We start from the raw sequence: 13,758 nt of genomic DNA on the forward strand, positions 1-13,758 counted from the left end.
AAGCGAAGGGCCGGTACAGGATTCCCTGTACCGGCCCTTCAGGCTTGTGCGTTGCTACGCTCGCCCGTCGAAGAAATCAGTCTTCTTCGGCGAAGTTGCGGGTGCGGTTCGGATCCACCGGGATGCCCGGTCCGGTGTTCGTCGAGAACGTCACCTTCTTGAGGTAGCGGCCCTTCGCGGTGGAGGGCTTGACGCGCAGGATCTCGTCGAGGGCGGCGCCGTAGTTCTCCGCCAGCTTCTTGTCGTCGAAGGACGCCTTGCCGATGACGAAGTGCAGGTTGGCCTGCTTGTCGACGCGGAAGTTGATCTTGCCGCCCTTGATGTCGTTGACGGCCTTGGTCACATCGGGGGTGACGGTGCCGGTCTTCGGGTTCGGCATCAGGCCACGCGGGCCCAGCACGCGAGCGATACGACCGACCTTGGCCATCTGATCCGGGGTGGCGATCGCGGCGTCGAAGTCCAGCCAACCGCCCTGGATGCGCTCGATCAGGTCCTCGGCGCCAACGGCGTCCGCACCAGCGGCCTCGGCCTCGGCGGCCTTGTCACCGACGGCGAACACGATGACGCGGGCGGTCTTACCGGTGCCGTGCGGCAGGTTGACGGTGCCACGGACCATCTGGTCGGCCTTGCGGGGATCGACACCGAGACGGACGGCGACCTCGACGGTCGCGTCGGTCTTCGTGGTGGCGGTCTCCTTCGCGAGCCGCGCGGCGGCCAGCGGTGCGTACAGCGAGTCGCGGTCGACCTTGGCGGCCGCCTCGAGATAAGCCTTGCTTCGTTTTGCCATGTTGTTCTGTCCTGTTCGTAAGTTCAGACGTGGTTTGCGGGCCAGGCGGGCCCTCCCACGGGAGTTGCAGCCGAAAGGGCTACTCCGCGACGGTGATACCCATCGAGCGAGCGGTACCGGCGATGATCTTGGCGGCCTGATCGATATCGTTGGCGTTCAGATCTTCGGCCTTGGTCTTGGCGATCTCACGGATCTGATCCATGGTGACCTGCGCGACCTTGTTGCGGTGCGGCTCGGCGGAGCCCTTCTGCACACCGGCGGCCTTGAGCAGCAGCTGCGAGGCAGGCGGGGTCTTCAGCTTGAAATCGAAAGAACGATCTTCGTAGACCGTGATCTCGACCGGGATGATGTTCCCGCGCTGCGACTCGGTCGCGGCGTTGTAAGCCTTGCAGAACTCCATGATGTTGACGCCGTGCTGACCCAGCGCGGGGCCGACGGGCGGAGCCGGATTGGCCGCACCGGCCTTGATCTGGAGCTTGATAAGCCCAGAGACCTTCTTCTTCTTCGGGGGCATCTTTCTTCCTTGGTTAGGTTCTTGCGGTTTGCAAGTCGGTGTCAGATCTTGGCGACCTGAGTGAACGCCAGCTCGACCGGGGTCTCACGGCCGAAGATCGAGACGAGCACCTTGAGCTTCTGCTGCTCGGCATTGATCTCGGAAATGCTGGCCGGAAGGGTGGCGAACGGACCGTCCATGACCGTGACGGACTCGCCGACCTCGAAGTCCACATCGATGGTGGGCTTGATGATCGGGGTCTCGCCCGAGGTCTCGCCGGAGCCGGAAGCGGTTGCCGCGGTGGGCTTCTGCTGCTTGGCGGCCGGGACCAGGAACTTCACCACATCGTCGATGGACAGCGGCGACGGGCGCGAGGTGGCGCCGACGAAACCGGTCACACCGGGGGTATTGCGGACCGCGCCCCAGGACTCGTCGTTCAGCTCCATGCGGACCAGGATGTAACCCGGCAGCACCTTGCGATTGACGTTCTTGCGCTGGCCGTTCTTGATCTCGGTGACCTCTTCGGTCGGAACCTCGACCTGGAAGATGTAGTCCTCGAGACCGAGGTTCTGCACGCGGGTCTCGAGATTGGTCTTCACCTTGTTCTCGTAACCGGCGTAGGAGTGGATCACGTACCAGTCACCGGGGGCGCGACGCAGCGCGGCCTTCATTTCGGCGACGGGATCGGCGGGCTCGGCATCGACGGGTGCGGCCAGCTCTTCGGCGGTCGGCTCAGCGTCCTCCGTGTCGGCGGGGTCCACGAATTCATCGACGTCGGTGGTCTCCTCCACCAGCTCGTCGACCTGGAATTCGTCGGTTGTGCCGTTCTCCGGGGTGCTCACTGGGGCACTCGCTTCCTTGTCGTCACGTAATCCTGTGCGCGCCGGGGGGTACCCGGCGGATGGCCCCGCGCCCCGCCTCTGCTCGGGGAACGGTTACCGGCGCCGACGGTCAGCTAGCCGAACAGCCAGTTGACACCCTTGATGAACGCCAGATCCAACCCGCTGATGTACGCGATCATGAAGATCACGAACACCAGAACAACGCTCGTATAGGTGACCATCTGCTTGCGGTTCGGCCAGATCACCTTGCGCAGTTCCGCGATTACTTCTTTGAGGAACTTCACCAGGCGCTTGAACGGATTGCCCGTACCGCCACGACCGGCATTGCCGGACTTCTTGCTTGCCTTCGCCGATGACGTGGGTCGATCGATCGTCGCCACGGTCGCGGCCGACGTATTACGACGCCGGGCGGACCGCTTGCCGCTCGGACGAGCCACTGCGGCGGTGTCATCGCCATCTTCGTGGCGAGTATCCCGCTCGTCGCTCACGTCGATCCTTCCTCGTCGCTGGCATTAAGGGCAGGGGCGACAGGACTTGAACCTGCAACCTGCGGTTTTGGAGACCGCTGCTCTGCCAATTGAGCTACGCCCCTTCGGTTGGACGTCGATTGCTCAATGTCCGACCACAGTATCTCTTCAGTTGTACAGCAGGGCCCTCACATACATACGCGCCGCTCCTCGGAGCAGCGCGCAGCGGCTGGTGACCCCAGATTGCCGAGTCTACGTTACCTCGCGCGGCAATCGCCAATCGGGGGTCACCGGTCGAATCAGGCCAATTGGACGGTCGCGGTGGCGCGGCCGAAGATCTTGCGACCCTGCGATTTGGCGACGATGGCGATCACGGCGGTGCGGGTTTCCGGATCGACCGACTTCACCTTGCCGGTGTATTCGATCTCCGCGGCCTGGTCCACGGGCACGTACACGGGGCTGGTGAAACGGACGTTGTATTCCTTCACCGCGCCCGGATCGCCGAGCCAGGAGGTGACGAAGCCGCCACCCAGACCCATGGTCAACATGCCATGTGCCACAACGTTTTCCAGGCCGACGAGCTTGACGACCTCATCGCTCCAGTGGATCGGGTTGGCATCGCCGGAGACGCCGGCGTAGTTCACCAGATCGCCGCGGGTGAGCCGCACCACGCGGGTGGACAGCGGATCGCCGACGGTCACGTCCTCGAAGCGCAGCGCGTGCTTGCTCGGCACAATCTTGCCCGGCAGCGTAACCGGCACCGGCTGGGGCTGCAGATCCGCGACCGCCAGCGTGCGCGGCTTGTGATCCGGGGTCTCCTCGGGGCCGACGCCGTGCATGAGCACATTGCGTACCGCGTCACCGACATTGGGATCGATATCACCGCCGCTGCGGCCGATCAGGGTGGTGTAGGTGGTGAGCACCAGTTCGTCGTGCTGATCGACGACGTCGTTCTTGGTGACGATGATGTCGCCGCCGAACGCCTGCCGGAACGAATGCAGGTAGACGATGCAGGTCAGCTGGTCACCGGCCTTGATGGGGCGGTGGAATTCCAGAATCTGATCGGTCTGCATGATCTGGCTCAGGTCGTAGCCGGTGACGATCTGCTCGAAGAGCTTGCGCTGGGCCAGGATTCCGACCAGGGAGATGAAGCTGAGCGGGGCGACCAGGCTGTCGTAGCCGTATTCCTGGGCGATGTCCTCGTCCCAGTGCACGGGGTGGTAGTCCTGCACGGCGCGGGCGTATTCACGCACCTTCTCGCGGCCGACCTCGTAGTAGTCCTCCACCCGGTAGTGGTGGCCGACCATCGCGGCGGCGTGCGCGGCGGGATCGAAGACCGCACTCGGGTCGAGTGCCTCGGAGTTACCCAATTCGATCTCGATTTCGGTGTTGATTGTCACGGCAGGAAGTCACCTATCTGATCCCGTCACCGGAATCGGCAGAGCGCTGAACCACCGCTATATACACCAAGTGCCGGACCGAGTGCCACTGTCCCCTGGTAGGGAGGACGTAGTGACGAGCCGATCCGGCACTTCTTCCACGCGGTAGAACGCGCGGGGTTAAGTTAGCGAGACTCGCGGTGGGCCCGGTGGGTACCGCAGTTCGGGCAGAACTTCTTGAGCTCGAGACGATCCGGGTCGTTACGCCGGTTCTTCTTGGTGATGTAATTACGGTGCTTGCACTGCTCGCAGGCCAAGGTGATCTTTGGCCGGATATCAGTGGACTTCGCGGCCACGATGCGCCCTCTTTCCGGTAAGCCTGATGTGGTTAATCAGTATGGGTAGCGATGGCCGGACTTGAACCGGCGACACAACGATTATGAGTCGTTTGCTCTACCAACTGAGCTACACCGCCATGCGAGGATTCGCGGCGGCGCGAGCCCGGTCCATCGATCTGGATGCCGAGTGACACCACCGGCAATCCGGCGAGCCCCCTAACGGAATCGAACCGTTGACCTTTTCCTTACCATGGAAACGCTCTGCCGACTGAGCTAAGGGGGCATGTCTGCGTTGCTCCGGTCTTTCGAACCGGGCGCTGAAGACTTGAACGAGGTTACACAACATCTCGCCCACTCTCCAAACCGGCTGGTCATCGGAGGTTTTTACCGCGTTTGGAGTGGGTACTCCAGGGTCAAGGCCGCATGCTGGTCGACAACGGCGTCGACCACACCCGCGACCGAGGGTGAAAAACACGAAACCCCCCGTGACCGGAATCGGTCGCGGGGGGTTTCGCGGTGGCAGATGTAGGATTCGAACCTACGTAGGCTTTCGCCGACGGATTTACAGTCCGCTCCCATTGGCCGCTCGGGCAATCTGCCTGGGTACGCCTTGCAGCGCGGTGACGAGAATACATCGAACACCCGCCCGGAATGCAAACCGGCTGGAAAACGCGGTGCCGGACGGACTACCTTCGGCGGGGCAACCCCCAACTTTCCGATCTCGGACAGGAGCACACGCGTGGCCGATTCGTCGTTCGATGTCGTCAGCAAGGTCGACCGTCAGGAGGTGGACAACGCGCTGAACATCGCGGCCAAAGAGCTGGCCACCCGCTACGACTTCCGCGGCACCGGCGCGAGCATCGAATGGTCGGGCGAGGAGAAGATCATCCTCACCGCCGATTCCGAGGACCGCGTCAAGGCGGCGCTGGACGTGTTCAAGGAGAAGCTGATTCGCCGGGATATCTCCATGAAGGCGTTCGACGCGGGCGATCCGCAGGCGTCCGGCAAGGTGTACAAAATCACAGGCGAGCTCGTGCAGGGTATCACCACCGAGCAGGCCAAGAAGATCACCAAGAAGATCCGCGACGAGGGGCCCAAGGGCGTCAAGGCGCAGATCCAGGGTGAGGAGCTGCGGGTCAGCTCCAAGAGCCGCGATGACTTGCAGGCGGTCCAATCACTGCTGCGCAATGGCGATTTCGAGGTCGCGCTGCAGTTCGTGAATTACCGCTAGCCTCGCCCGTCATCCCGGCGCGTTTTTGGCCGGGATCCACACCCATCAGTGCAGGTACTGGGGGTGTGGATCCCGGCCAAAAGCATGCCGGGATGACGAAAGGTCCTGCTCAGTACTCGCGGGGGCCTGCCGTCGGGCCACTTGCGCCGCCTGCCATCGCTTCCAAACGCGCGATGCGGTCGGCCATGGGCGGGTGGGTGGAGAACCAGCGCGCCATTTTGTCGCCGGCACGGAAGGGGTTGGCGATCATCAGGTGCGACTGTGCGGTCAGCTGCGGCTCCGGCGGCAGCGGGGCGGCCTGCACCCCGCGTTCGAGCTTGCGCAGCGCTGAGGCGAGCGCCAGGGGGTCGCCGGTGAGGGCTGCGCCGTCCTCGTCGGCCTGATATTCGCGGGAGCGCGAGACGGCCAGTTTGATGAGCGAGGCAGCGATCGGGCCGAGCAGCGAAACCAGAAGAATGCCAATGACATTCGGGCCTTCGCCGTCGCGATTGCCACCGAAGGCGCTGGCGAAGAAGGCCAGGTTCGCGAGGCCGGAGATGACCGAGGCGAGCGCGCCCGCGACCGATGAGATCAGGATGTCGCGGTTGTAGACGTGCGAGAGTTCATGACCCAGCACCGCGCGCAATTCGCGCTCGTCCAGGATTTGCAGAATTCCGGTGGTGCAGCAGACGGCCGCATTGCGCGGATTGCGCCCGGTGGCGAACGCATTGGGCGCATTGGTCGGACTGATGTACAGCCGCGGCATGGGTTGCCTTGCGGCAGTGGCCAATTCGCGCACGATGCGGTACATGACCGGGGCCTCGAGTTCGGTCACCGGTTGTGCGTGCATGGCTTTCAACGCGAGTTTGTCGCTGTTGAAATACGCGTAGGCGTTCATGCCCACGGCGATCAGGATCGACAGGATCAGAATCGTCGGACTGCGAAACAGGGCTCCGGCGAACACGATCAGCGCCGACATGCCCACCAACAGCCCGAAAGTCTTCAGGCCATTGGCATACCCGTGCGAGTGCATCCGATCTCCTTTGCCGCGCCCCCTCCATCGTTGCGTTACTCCTGCTCAACGATAGAGGGCGGCTCCGAAGTTCCCTGCTAGCCGACTCGTTCGATCGTGTAACGAACCAGCCGCTCGAGGGCTTCGTTGGCCGGGCCGCCGGGCAGCGCGGACAGTTCGGCGTGCGCGATATCGGCGTAGCCGTGCAGCTTCTCCTTGGCCAGCACCATGCCGCGCGAGCGGGACAGCAGGTCCAGGGCCTCTTCCACCTCGGCGTCGGTCTCCAGCGGGCGGGCCAGCAGTTTGCGCAGGCGATCGCCCTCGGAACCCTCGTCGCGCAGCGCGTAGAGCACGGGCAGGGTGTGCACGCCCTCGCGCAGATCGGTGCCGGGGGTTTTGCCGGACTGCTCGGACACCGAGGAGATGTCGATGATGTCGTCGGAGATCTGGAAGGCGGTGCCGACCGCGTCGCCGAGCCGGGCCAGGCGCTCCACATGGTCCAGGTCCGCACCGGAGAAGGTGCCGCCGAAGCGACCCGAGGCCGCGATGAGCGACCCGGTCTTCTCCCACACCACGCGCAGGTAGTGCTCGACCGGATCCTGGGATTGCCGGGCGCCGATGGTTTCCCGCATCTGGCCGGTGACCAGTTCGGCGAAGGTTTCGGCGATGATGCGCACCGCGTCCGGGCCGAGCGTGGAGACCAGGCGGGAGGCGTGCGCGAACAGGTAGTCGCCCGCCAGGATGGCGACGCTGTTGCCCCAGCGCGAGTTCACGCTGGGGGCGCCGCGCCGGATCGGGGCCTCGTCCATGACGTCGTCGTGGTAGAGGGTCGCCAGGTGCACGAGTTCGACCACCGTGCCCGCGGTGATCAGGTCCGGACTGTCCGGATTCGGGCCGAGCTGTCCGGTGAGAATGGTGAACAGCGGCCGGAAGCGCTTCCCTCCGGCCTTGGCCAGGTGCAGCGCCGCCTCCTGCAGGAAATCCTCGCCGTCGGACAGTTCGGTGATCAGCAGATCCTCTACCTGGACCAGGCCCTTACGCACTGTTACCGCGAGCTCGGGATCGCCGAGATCCACCCCCGCCACCACCGTGCTCTCATCGCTCACAGCCGATGCGCTCATTTCATCTCCCAGTGCCGCGTCCGACCCCACGCCAAAGAACCTAGCGTGTGGACAGCCAGCCCCCTATGGACACCACCGTAGTGCGAGCAACAGAACACTGCAGTATGGCGTCGGTCGCCGTCGCGGGTGTCGATATGCACGTGCACAAGGCGCAGCCGCATCGACACCGATCACGATGGGCTGCAAGTATTGACGCCATGGGTTCAGCGGAAATCGCGCCGGAGCAGGGGCACACGTCGGATGTTCTGCCCGCGCATGCCGATGTGCTGGTGGTGGGGGCGGGTCCGGCGGGGTCGGCGGCGGCGGCGTGGGCGGCGCAGGCGGGACGCGATGTGCTGCTCCTGGATTCGGCGGTGTTCCCGCGCGATAAGACGTGCGGGGATGGGCTGACGCCGCGGGCCACGGCCGAGCTGGAGCATCTCGGGCTCGGGGAGTGGGTGCGCGGGCATACGGTCAATCACGGGTTGCGGATGGCCGGGTTCGGGCGCGAGTCGCTGCTGCCGTGGCCGACGGGATCGTTTCCGGTGTACGGAAGCGCCGTTCCGCGAACCGAACTCGATGACAAGTTGCGCGATACCGCGGTGAAGTTCGGCGCGCGCATGGTCGAGGGCGCGAAGGTCGTTGAGGTGGCGCGGGACGGGGATCGGGTCACCGGGGTCACCGTCAAGACCGAGGGCGGGCTGCGGGCGGTGTCCTGCAAGGTGCTCATCGTGGCGGACGGGGTGCGGTCGCCGGTCGGAAAGCTGCTGGGGCGCACCTGGCATCGCGAGTACGCGTACGGGACCGCGGCGCGGGCGTACATCAAATCCGAGCGGCACGATGATCCGTGGATTTCCTCGCATCTCGAATTGCGGGACGCGAACAATGAATTGGTGCCGGGCTACGGATGGGTGTTCCCGCTCGGCAATGGCGAGGTCAATATCGGCGTCGGTTCGCTGGCCACCGAGAAGCGGCCGTCGCATATCGCCCTGAAACCGCTTTTGCAGCACTATGTCTCGCTGCGTCGCGAGGAATGGGGCTTCGAAGGTGAAGCGCGCGCGGTCGCTTCGGCGCTGCTGCCCATGGGCGGCGCGGTATCCCATGTCGCCGGGCGCAATTGGGTGCTGGTCGGTGACGCGGCGGGCTGTGTGAATCCGCTCAACGGCGAGGGTATCGACTACGGACTCGAAGGCGGCCATATGCTTTCGAACCTGCTGGACGAGCCGGACCTGACCCGGATCTGGCCGGAGCTGCTGCGCGAGCGCTACGGCCGCACCTATTCGGTGGCGCGGCGGCTGGCGGCGCTGGCCACCCATCCGCGCGCGGTGCCGTTCGGCGGTCCGCCGGTGATGCGCTCACAACTGTTGCAGCGCACCGCGGTCCGGGTGATGGGCAATCTGGTGACCGATGAGGATCTGGATCTCACCGCCCGGTTGTGGCGCGGCGCGGGCCGGGCCTCGATGCGATTCGACAAGCTCCAGCCCTTCGCGTGACTCCCCAGCCGGTTCCCGAGGATCTGCTCCCGCATTTGCGGCGGGCACGGGATCTGGCCGACCGGAAGTACGCGGAGCCTTTGGATCTGGCGAGTCTGGCGGCGGCAGCGGGGGTGTCGAAGTATCACTTCCTGCGCTGTTTCGCCGCCACCTACGGTAAGACGCCCGCCCTGTATCTGGCCGAACGCCGGATCGAGCGGGCGCAGGATCTGTTGCGCGCCACCAATATCACGGTGACCGAGGCGTGCATGATGGTCGGTTACAGCAGCCTGGGTTCGTTCAGCAGCAAGTTCACCGAACTGGTGGGGATGTCGCCCTCGGAGTATCAGGCCAAGTTCGCCGCCGAGGGCGCTCCCCATATTCCCGGGTGCTACGTCTTCATGCACGGGCTCTCGGATCGCAAACCGCTGCCGTAGCAGCGGTTCTCACTGCGGCGGCAGCACGTGGATGCCGGTCTTGTCGGTCGAGAGCGCCAGCGAGCTGATGTACTGGATCTCGCCCTCGGGTCCGGGCACCGGGGAGGCGATCATGTCCGGGCGTTCGAAGTCGATGCCGGTGATGTGGCAGGTCAGGGTCTCCCCCGACGGGTTGCCGTGTTCATCGAACATGGGCGCGTCGATGCCGTCGTCGGTGCGGCGCAGGTAGTACCTGCCCTTGGTGAGGATCGCGGTCAGCGGTGTCGCCACGAAGGACACGATGACCGCGATGATCGGCGAGTACGGCTTCAGCGTCTCCCCGAAGAGCCCGAAGAACGTCATGATCGACAGCACCGCGGACAGTCCGAAGCCGACCAGGCCGACCGGGTTGTAGTCGTAGAGCATGCCGCGCCGGAATTCCGGCTGCTTGGGCGAGATCTTCAGCAGGTACTTGTTGACCGCGATATCGGTTGCGACGGTGACGATCCAGGCGATGCCACAGTTGGCGTAGAAGCCGAGGATATTGTTCAGGAAGTCGAACATATTGGCTTCCATCAGGATCAGCGCGATGAGCAGATTGAGCCCGAGGAAGACCAGGCGGCCGGGGTAGTTCTTGGTGATGCGGGTGAAGGAGTTGGTCCAGGCCAGCGAGCCCGAATAGGCGTTGGTGACATTGATTTTGATCTGGCTGATGACAACCAGCACGACGGCGAGGGTCATGGCGAGCCAGGCGGGCATCATGTCCCGGTAGATCTCCAGGAACTGGTGCACGGGCTGATTCGCGATGTCCTGTGCGCCGGGCAGATTCGCGATCAGGTAGACCGCGAGGAACAGGCCGACGACCTGCTTGATGGCGCCGAACAGCACCCAGCCGGGTCCGGCTAGCAGCATCCAGCCCCACCAACTGCGCTTGTTCTCAGGGGTTTTGGGCGGCATGAAGCGCAGGTAGTCGATCTGTTCGGCGATCTGCGCGATGAGCGAGAGGCACACACCGGCGGCGAGCAGCGCGCCGGTCAGGCTCACGCCCTGTCCGTCCTTGCCCCCGTAAGCGAGAAAGGTGCCGACCGAATCCGGATGCCGCACCAGCAGGAATACGAACGGCAGCACCATCAGCAGCAGCCACAGCGGGGTGGTCCACACCTGGAGTTTGGTGAGCGTCTTCATGCCGTAGATGACCAGCGGGAAGATCAGCAGCGTGGAGGCCAGGTAGCCGAGCGGAAGTGGCACGTGCAGGCCGAGTTTGAGGCCCTGCGCCATGATCGAGCCCTCGAGCGCGAAGAAGATGAAGGTGAACGACGCGAACACCACATTGGTGACGATCGACCCCTTGTATCCGAATCCGCTGCCGCGGGTGATCAGATCCAGGTCGATGTTGTAGCGCGCGGCGTAGTAGGCGAGCGGGAAACCGGTCAGCATGATGACGATCGCGAAGATGCCGATGCCGAGCAGCGCGTTGCCGGTGCCGTTGGCGATGCCGATATTCGCGCCGATGGAGAAGTCGGCGAGGTACGCGATGCCGCCGAGCGCCGAGACGCCGACCACCGCCGGACTCCAGGTGCGGTAACTGCGCGGGGCGAACCGGAGGGTGTAGTCCTCCAGCGTCTCCTTGGTCGCCGCGACGGAATTCGTCGCGCGGGTATCGACTTCGACCACCGATAACTCCTCGATCAGGCTCGTGGGTGTGCGGTTTCCGTGGTCGAGACTGGTCGGCTGATGTAGAGCTGGGTTTGCCGACTTATTTCCCACGGGTTACGTCACACTCACCGCAATTTCGGAGAAGCACGGGCGGCGGGCGGGTCCATAGCCTTATCGCATGACGACCATTACGAACGTTTCCCTCACCACCGTCTACGTGACCGATCAGTCCGAGGCCAAGGCCTGGTATGTCGACAAGCTCGGATTCGTCGAGGTCAGCGATGTGACCATGGGCGAGAACGGGTTCCGCTGGGTGACCGTGGCGCATCCGGATCATCTGGAGCTGGAGGTGACCCTGATGGTCCCCGGGCCGCCGCTGGACGAGCAGCTGGCCGAGGCGATCCGGCGGTCGTTGGCCAATGGCACGCACGGTGCGCTGGGGTTGCGTACCGACGACTGCCACAAGACCTTCGAGGAACTCACCGCCAAGGGTGTGGAATTCGTACAGCCCCCGGCCGAGCGGCCGTACGGGGTGGAGGCGATCATTCGCGACAATTCCGGGAACTGGCTGGTGCTGGTGGAGAACCGCGAATTCGATCCCACGCGAGCGCAGTAGCGATTCCACGAGCGCGGTAGCGATTCCACGCGGGCCGTCATGGAATCCCGTGGCTGCGGGTGGGCGCAGCCACGGGGTACCCCTCGAACGTGAGAACCCTTCAGTGGCAATGGTTCTCGGATGGAACAGTTACAACCGGATCAGGCGTTCTGAGCCGCGAACCAGGCCTCGACGGACTTGCGCTCGCTGTTCATCACCTTCTCCAACAGGTTTTCCACCAGCGGCTCGATGGCGCCGCCGACCAGCGGGACCTTGACGGTCACGACGCCCGCGGCCTCCAGCTCGGAACCCTCGGCGGTGGGCCGCAATTCGAAGGTGCCCTGCATTTCGGTGGTGATGCCGCCGGAGGCGCCGGCGAAGGTGCCCTTGGCGATATCGCCGTCGAGTGCGCCCCAGGTGTCGGTGCGCTCGAGTACGAGGTCGCTCTTGAGGACCTTCTTGACCAGGCCGGGAATCTTGTCTTCGGGTGCTTTTTCGGTCATATGGATGCGAATCGTGCCTGGGCCGTCCGGGTGCGACAGGTCCAGTGTTGCCGTGGTGGCGTCCGCGAAGCGGGCGTTCCACATCTCGTCGTTGGTCAGTGCCCGGTGAAGCTCTTCTACCGGAACGCTGTACTGCACGGTGAAGCTGAATTTACGGGACATGGCGGCTACCGTAGTCCAGTCATGGAATAGCCTGGTGAAGTGTCGGAAACCAGCCAGTCTGTCACCGCTCCGGAGGCGAGCGGCGTACAGGCGCAGCCATCGGCGAGTCGCTTCCGGCGCACCCGGATGGTGATCGCCGTCGCGGCCTGCGCGATCAGCGTGCTCTCGGTGCTGCTGGTGCTCGCGGCCTGGCGCGATGACCACCTCATCAGCTCGGATATGGGCACCACCAGCGGCGAAGTGCTGTCGGCGGGACGGCTGCGCTCCGCGGTCACCTTCGTGACCCCCGATGGCGAGACGCACAATCCGAAGGTCGGCGTGCTGTACCCGACCAAGCTGACCGCGGGTGAGCGCATCAATGTCGAGTACCGGCGCAGCGATCCGGATCTGGTGCGTGTCGCGGGCCGCGACGCCCGTGTCGCGATCATCCCGGCGGCCTCGGTGATCGTGGTGACCTGGCTGGTGGCGCTGCCCGCGCTGTGGCTGCTGGGATCGCCTCCGGCGCGCTGGTTCGGCGCGGCGCGCAGGCGTTGGTCGCGTACGCGCGACGCGAGCTAATGTGCGGGTGTGGCGAAAACAGAGCGGCGGGAATTGGTTACGGCTTCGTTGGACAAGCAGCCGCATGAGGTCGCTTCCATGTTCGACGGTGTTGCCAAGCGCTATGACCTCACCAATACGCTGATTTCCGGTGGTCAGGACCGCTATTGGCGGTGGGCCACGCGTAAGGCGCTGGCGTTGCGACCGGGTGAGCAGGTACTGGATCTGGCTGCCGGAACCGGGGTTTCGACCCTGGAGCTCGCCAAGTCCGGCGCCTGGTGCGTGGCCACCGATTTCTCGCAGGGCATGCTGTCCGCCGGGCGGTTCCGCAAGGTGCCGATGGTCGCGGGCGATGCCATGGCGCTGCCGTTCGCGGACGAGTCCTTCGACGCGGTGACCATCTCGTACGGGCTGCGCAATGTGTCCGATCCGGATCTGGCGCTGCGCGAGATGCTGCGCGTCACCAAGCCCGGTGGGCGACTGGTGGTCGCGGAGTTCTCCACGCCGACCTTCGCACTGTTCCGGACGGTCTACATGGAGTACCTGATGAAGGCGCTGCCCGCGGTCGCCAAGCGGGTGTCCAGCAATCCCGAGGCCTACATCTACCTCGCCGATTCGATCCGGGCCTGGCCGACCCAGTCGCAGCTGGCGCTGCGCATCGCGGACGCGGGCTGGTCGCAGGTGAAGTGGCGCAATCTCTCCGGTGGCGCGGTGGCCCTGCATCGCGGCTACAAACTGGGCTGACGCCCCGTCCGCTGTGGTCGTTCTCACAGCGTTCGCGCACCTCAC

Annotated in this window: 16 protein-coding genes and 4 tRNA genes; 6 read left to right on the forward strand and 14 right to left on the reverse strand. The window is 64.7% G+C overall.

The genetic code is table 11. The features are described from left to right. Positions 1–76 precede the first annotated feature (76 nt). The 10 genes from rplA to ACFVUS_RS42550 form a co-directional block, all read right to left on the reverse strand. A complete protein-coding gene (gene rplA, locus ACFVUS_RS42505) occupies positions 77–787 on the reverse strand; it encodes a 50S ribosomal protein L1 (RefSeq protein ID WP_364642819.1) in 711 nt (236 codons plus the stop codon). Between the two features lie 79 nt (positions 788–866). Then, the gene (gene rplK, locus ACFVUS_RS42510) at positions 867–1,301 is read right to left on the reverse strand and encodes a 50S ribosomal protein L11 (RefSeq protein WP_364642821.1); all 435 of its coding nucleotides are present in this window, start codon (positions 1,299–1,301) and stop codon (positions 867–869) included. A gap of 41 nt (positions 1,302–1,342) precedes the next feature. Next, positions 1,343–2,122: a transcription termination/antitermination protein NusG gene (gene nusG / locus ACFVUS_RS42515; protein WP_387780838.1), complete on the reverse strand. Its 780-nt coding sequence runs from the start codon at positions 2,120–2,122 to the stop codon at positions 1,343–1,345. A 113-nt stretch (positions 2,123–2,235) separates the two neighbouring features. Then, positions 2,236–2,610 carry a preprotein translocase subunit SecE gene (gene secE, locus ACFVUS_RS42520; protein ID WP_387780841.1) on the reverse strand — a complete coding sequence of 125 codons (375 nt, stop codon included), beginning with the start codon at positions 2,608–2,610 and terminating at the stop codon, positions 2,236–2,238. Between the two features lie 31 nt (positions 2,611–2,641). Then, positions 2,642–2,714: transfer RNA gene (locus ACFVUS_RS42525), tRNA-Trp, on the reverse strand. Between the two features lie 174 nt (positions 2,715–2,888). Continuing rightward, positions 2,889–3,896, reverse strand: a complete 1,008-nt coding sequence (locus ACFVUS_RS42530; RefSeq protein ID WP_387781370.1) for a fused (3R)-hydroxyacyl-ACP dehydratase subunits HadA/HadB — start codon at positions 3,894–3,896, stop codon at positions 2,889–2,891. Positions 3,897–4,153: 257 nt separating this feature from the next. Then, on the reverse strand, positions 4,154–4,324 hold the full coding sequence (gene rpmG, locus ACFVUS_RS42535; protein WP_029925945.1) for a 50S ribosomal protein L33: 171 nt from the start codon (positions 4,322–4,324) through the stop codon (positions 4,154–4,156). A gap of 46 nt (positions 4,325–4,370) precedes the next feature. Further along, positions 4,371–4,443, reverse strand: a tRNA-Met gene (locus ACFVUS_RS42540). A 73-nt stretch (positions 4,444–4,516) separates the two neighbouring features. Continuing rightward, positions 4,517–4,589, reverse strand: a tRNA-Thr gene (locus tag ACFVUS_RS42545). 234 nt (positions 4,590–4,823) lie between these two features. Continuing rightward, positions 4,824–4,906, reverse strand: a tRNA-Tyr gene (locus ACFVUS_RS42550). 139 nt (positions 4,907–5,045) lie between these two features. Here ACFVUS_RS42550 and ACFVUS_RS42555 point away from each other — a divergent pair. After that, positions 5,046–5,537, forward strand: coding sequence for a YajQ family cyclic di-GMP-binding protein (locus ACFVUS_RS42555; protein WP_364642827.1), 492 nt, complete (start codon positions 5,046–5,048; stop codon positions 5,535–5,537). 109 nt (positions 5,538–5,646) lie between these two features. Here ACFVUS_RS42555 and htpX read toward each other — a convergent pair whose 3' ends face one another. After that, complete coding sequence (gene htpX, locus ACFVUS_RS42560; RefSeq protein WP_387780845.1) at positions 5,647–6,549, reverse strand: zinc metalloprotease HtpX; 903 nt, start codon at positions 6,547–6,549, stop codon at positions 5,647–5,649. Positions 6,550–6,626: 77 nt separating this feature from the next. Further along, positions 6,627–7,649, reverse strand: a complete 1,023-nt coding sequence (locus ACFVUS_RS42565) for a polyprenyl synthetase family protein (RefSeq protein WP_375964389.1) — start codon at positions 7,647–7,649, stop codon at positions 6,627–6,629. A gap of 197 nt (positions 7,650–7,846) precedes the next feature. On the opposite strand from ACFVUS_RS42565, the gene ACFVUS_RS42570 reads away from it, so the two are divergent. Together ACFVUS_RS42570 and ACFVUS_RS42575 are read left to right on the forward strand one after the other, a co-directional pair. Continuing rightward, positions 7,847–9,121: a geranylgeranyl reductase family protein gene (locus ACFVUS_RS42570; RefSeq protein ID WP_387780847.1), complete on the forward strand. Its 1,275-nt coding sequence runs from the start codon at positions 7,847–7,849 to the stop codon at positions 9,119–9,121. Then, positions 9,118–9,537: a helix-turn-helix transcriptional regulator gene (locus ACFVUS_RS42575; RefSeq protein ID WP_387780849.1), complete on the forward strand. Its 420-nt coding sequence runs from the start codon at positions 9,118–9,120 to the stop codon at positions 9,535–9,537. Before ACFVUS_RS42570 ends, ACFVUS_RS42575 begins: the two co-directional genes overlap by 4 nt. 9 nt (positions 9,538–9,546) lie before the next feature. Here ACFVUS_RS42575 and ACFVUS_RS42580 read toward each other — a convergent pair whose 3' ends face one another. Continuing rightward, on the reverse strand, positions 9,547–11,190 hold the full coding sequence (locus ACFVUS_RS42580) for a purine-cytosine permease family protein (RefSeq protein ID WP_387780852.1): 1,644 nt from the start codon (positions 11,188–11,190) through the stop codon (positions 9,547–9,549). Between the two features lie 160 nt (positions 11,191–11,350). Between ACFVUS_RS42580 and ACFVUS_RS42585 the strand changes: the two genes are divergently transcribed. Then, entirely contained in the window at positions 11,351–11,788 is a 438-nt protein-coding gene (locus tag ACFVUS_RS42585) for a VOC family protein (protein ID WP_387780855.1), read from the forward strand. A gap of 140 nt (positions 11,789–11,928) precedes the next feature. Here the strand turns inward: ACFVUS_RS42585 and ACFVUS_RS42590 are convergent, their stop codons facing one another. Next, complete coding sequence (locus ACFVUS_RS42590) at positions 11,929–12,432, reverse strand: DUF2505 domain-containing protein (RefSeq protein ID WP_387780858.1); 504 nt, start codon at positions 12,430–12,432, stop codon at positions 11,929–11,931. Between the two features lie 126 nt (positions 12,433–12,558). On the opposite strand from ACFVUS_RS42590, the gene ACFVUS_RS42595 reads away from it, so the two are divergent. Then, positions 12,559–12,990 carry a DUF3592 domain-containing protein gene (locus tag ACFVUS_RS42595; RefSeq protein WP_387781373.1) on the forward strand — a complete coding sequence of 144 codons (432 nt, stop codon included), beginning with the start codon at positions 12,559–12,561 and terminating at the stop codon, positions 12,988–12,990. A gap of 9 nt (positions 12,991–12,999) precedes the next feature. Further along, positions 13,000–13,713 (forward strand): demethylmenaquinone methyltransferase, encoded by a 714-nt coding sequence (locus tag ACFVUS_RS42600; protein WP_387780861.1) that lies wholly within the window; start codon positions 13,000–13,002, stop codon positions 13,711–13,713. Positions 13,714–13,758 lie beyond the last annotated feature (45 nt).

It is taken from the genome of Nocardia sp. NPDC058058 (genome assembly GCF_042885355.1).
Classification (GTDB): Bacteria; Actinomycetota; Actinomycetes; order Mycobacteriales; family Mycobacteriaceae; genus Nocardia.

What these genes read in the sequence shown, in the direction of transcription:
- rplA (WP_364642819.1), bottom strand. Translation starts at nt 787, where the DNA reads ATGGCAAAACGAAGCAAGGCTTATCTCGAGGCGGCCGCCAAGGTCGAC.
- rplK (WP_364642821.1), bottom strand. Translation starts at nt 1,301, where the DNA reads ATGCCCCCGAAGAAGAAGAAGGTCTCTGGGCTTATCAAGCTCCAGATC.
- ACFVUS_RS42530 (WP_387781370.1), bottom strand. Translation starts at nt 3,896, where the DNA reads ATGGTCGGCCACCACTACCGGGTGGAGGACTACTACGAGGTCGGCCGC.
- htpX (WP_387780845.1), bottom strand. Translation starts at nt 6,549, where the DNA reads ATGCACTCGCACGGGTATGCCAATGGCCTGAAGACTTTCGGGCTGTTG.
- ACFVUS_RS42565 (WP_375964389.1), bottom strand. Translation starts at nt 7,649, where the DNA reads ATGAGCGCATCGGCTGTGAGCGATGAGAGCACGGTGGTGGCGGGGGTG.
- ACFVUS_RS42570 (WP_387780847.1), top strand. Translation starts at nt 7,847, where the DNA reads ATGGGTTCAGCGGAAATCGCGCCGGAGCAGGGGCACACGTCGGATGTT.
- ACFVUS_RS42585 (WP_387780855.1), top strand. Translation starts at nt 11,351, where the DNA reads ATGACGACCATTACGAACGTTTCCCTCACCACCGTCTACGTGACCGAT.
- ACFVUS_RS42590 (WP_387780858.1), bottom strand. Translation starts at nt 12,432, where the DNA reads ATGTCCCGTAAATTCAGCTTCACCGTGCAGTACAGCGTTCCGGTAGAA.
- ACFVUS_RS42595 (WP_387781373.1), top strand. Translation starts at nt 12,559, where the DNA reads ATGGTGATCGCCGTCGCGGCCTGCGCGATCAGCGTGCTCTCGGTGCTG.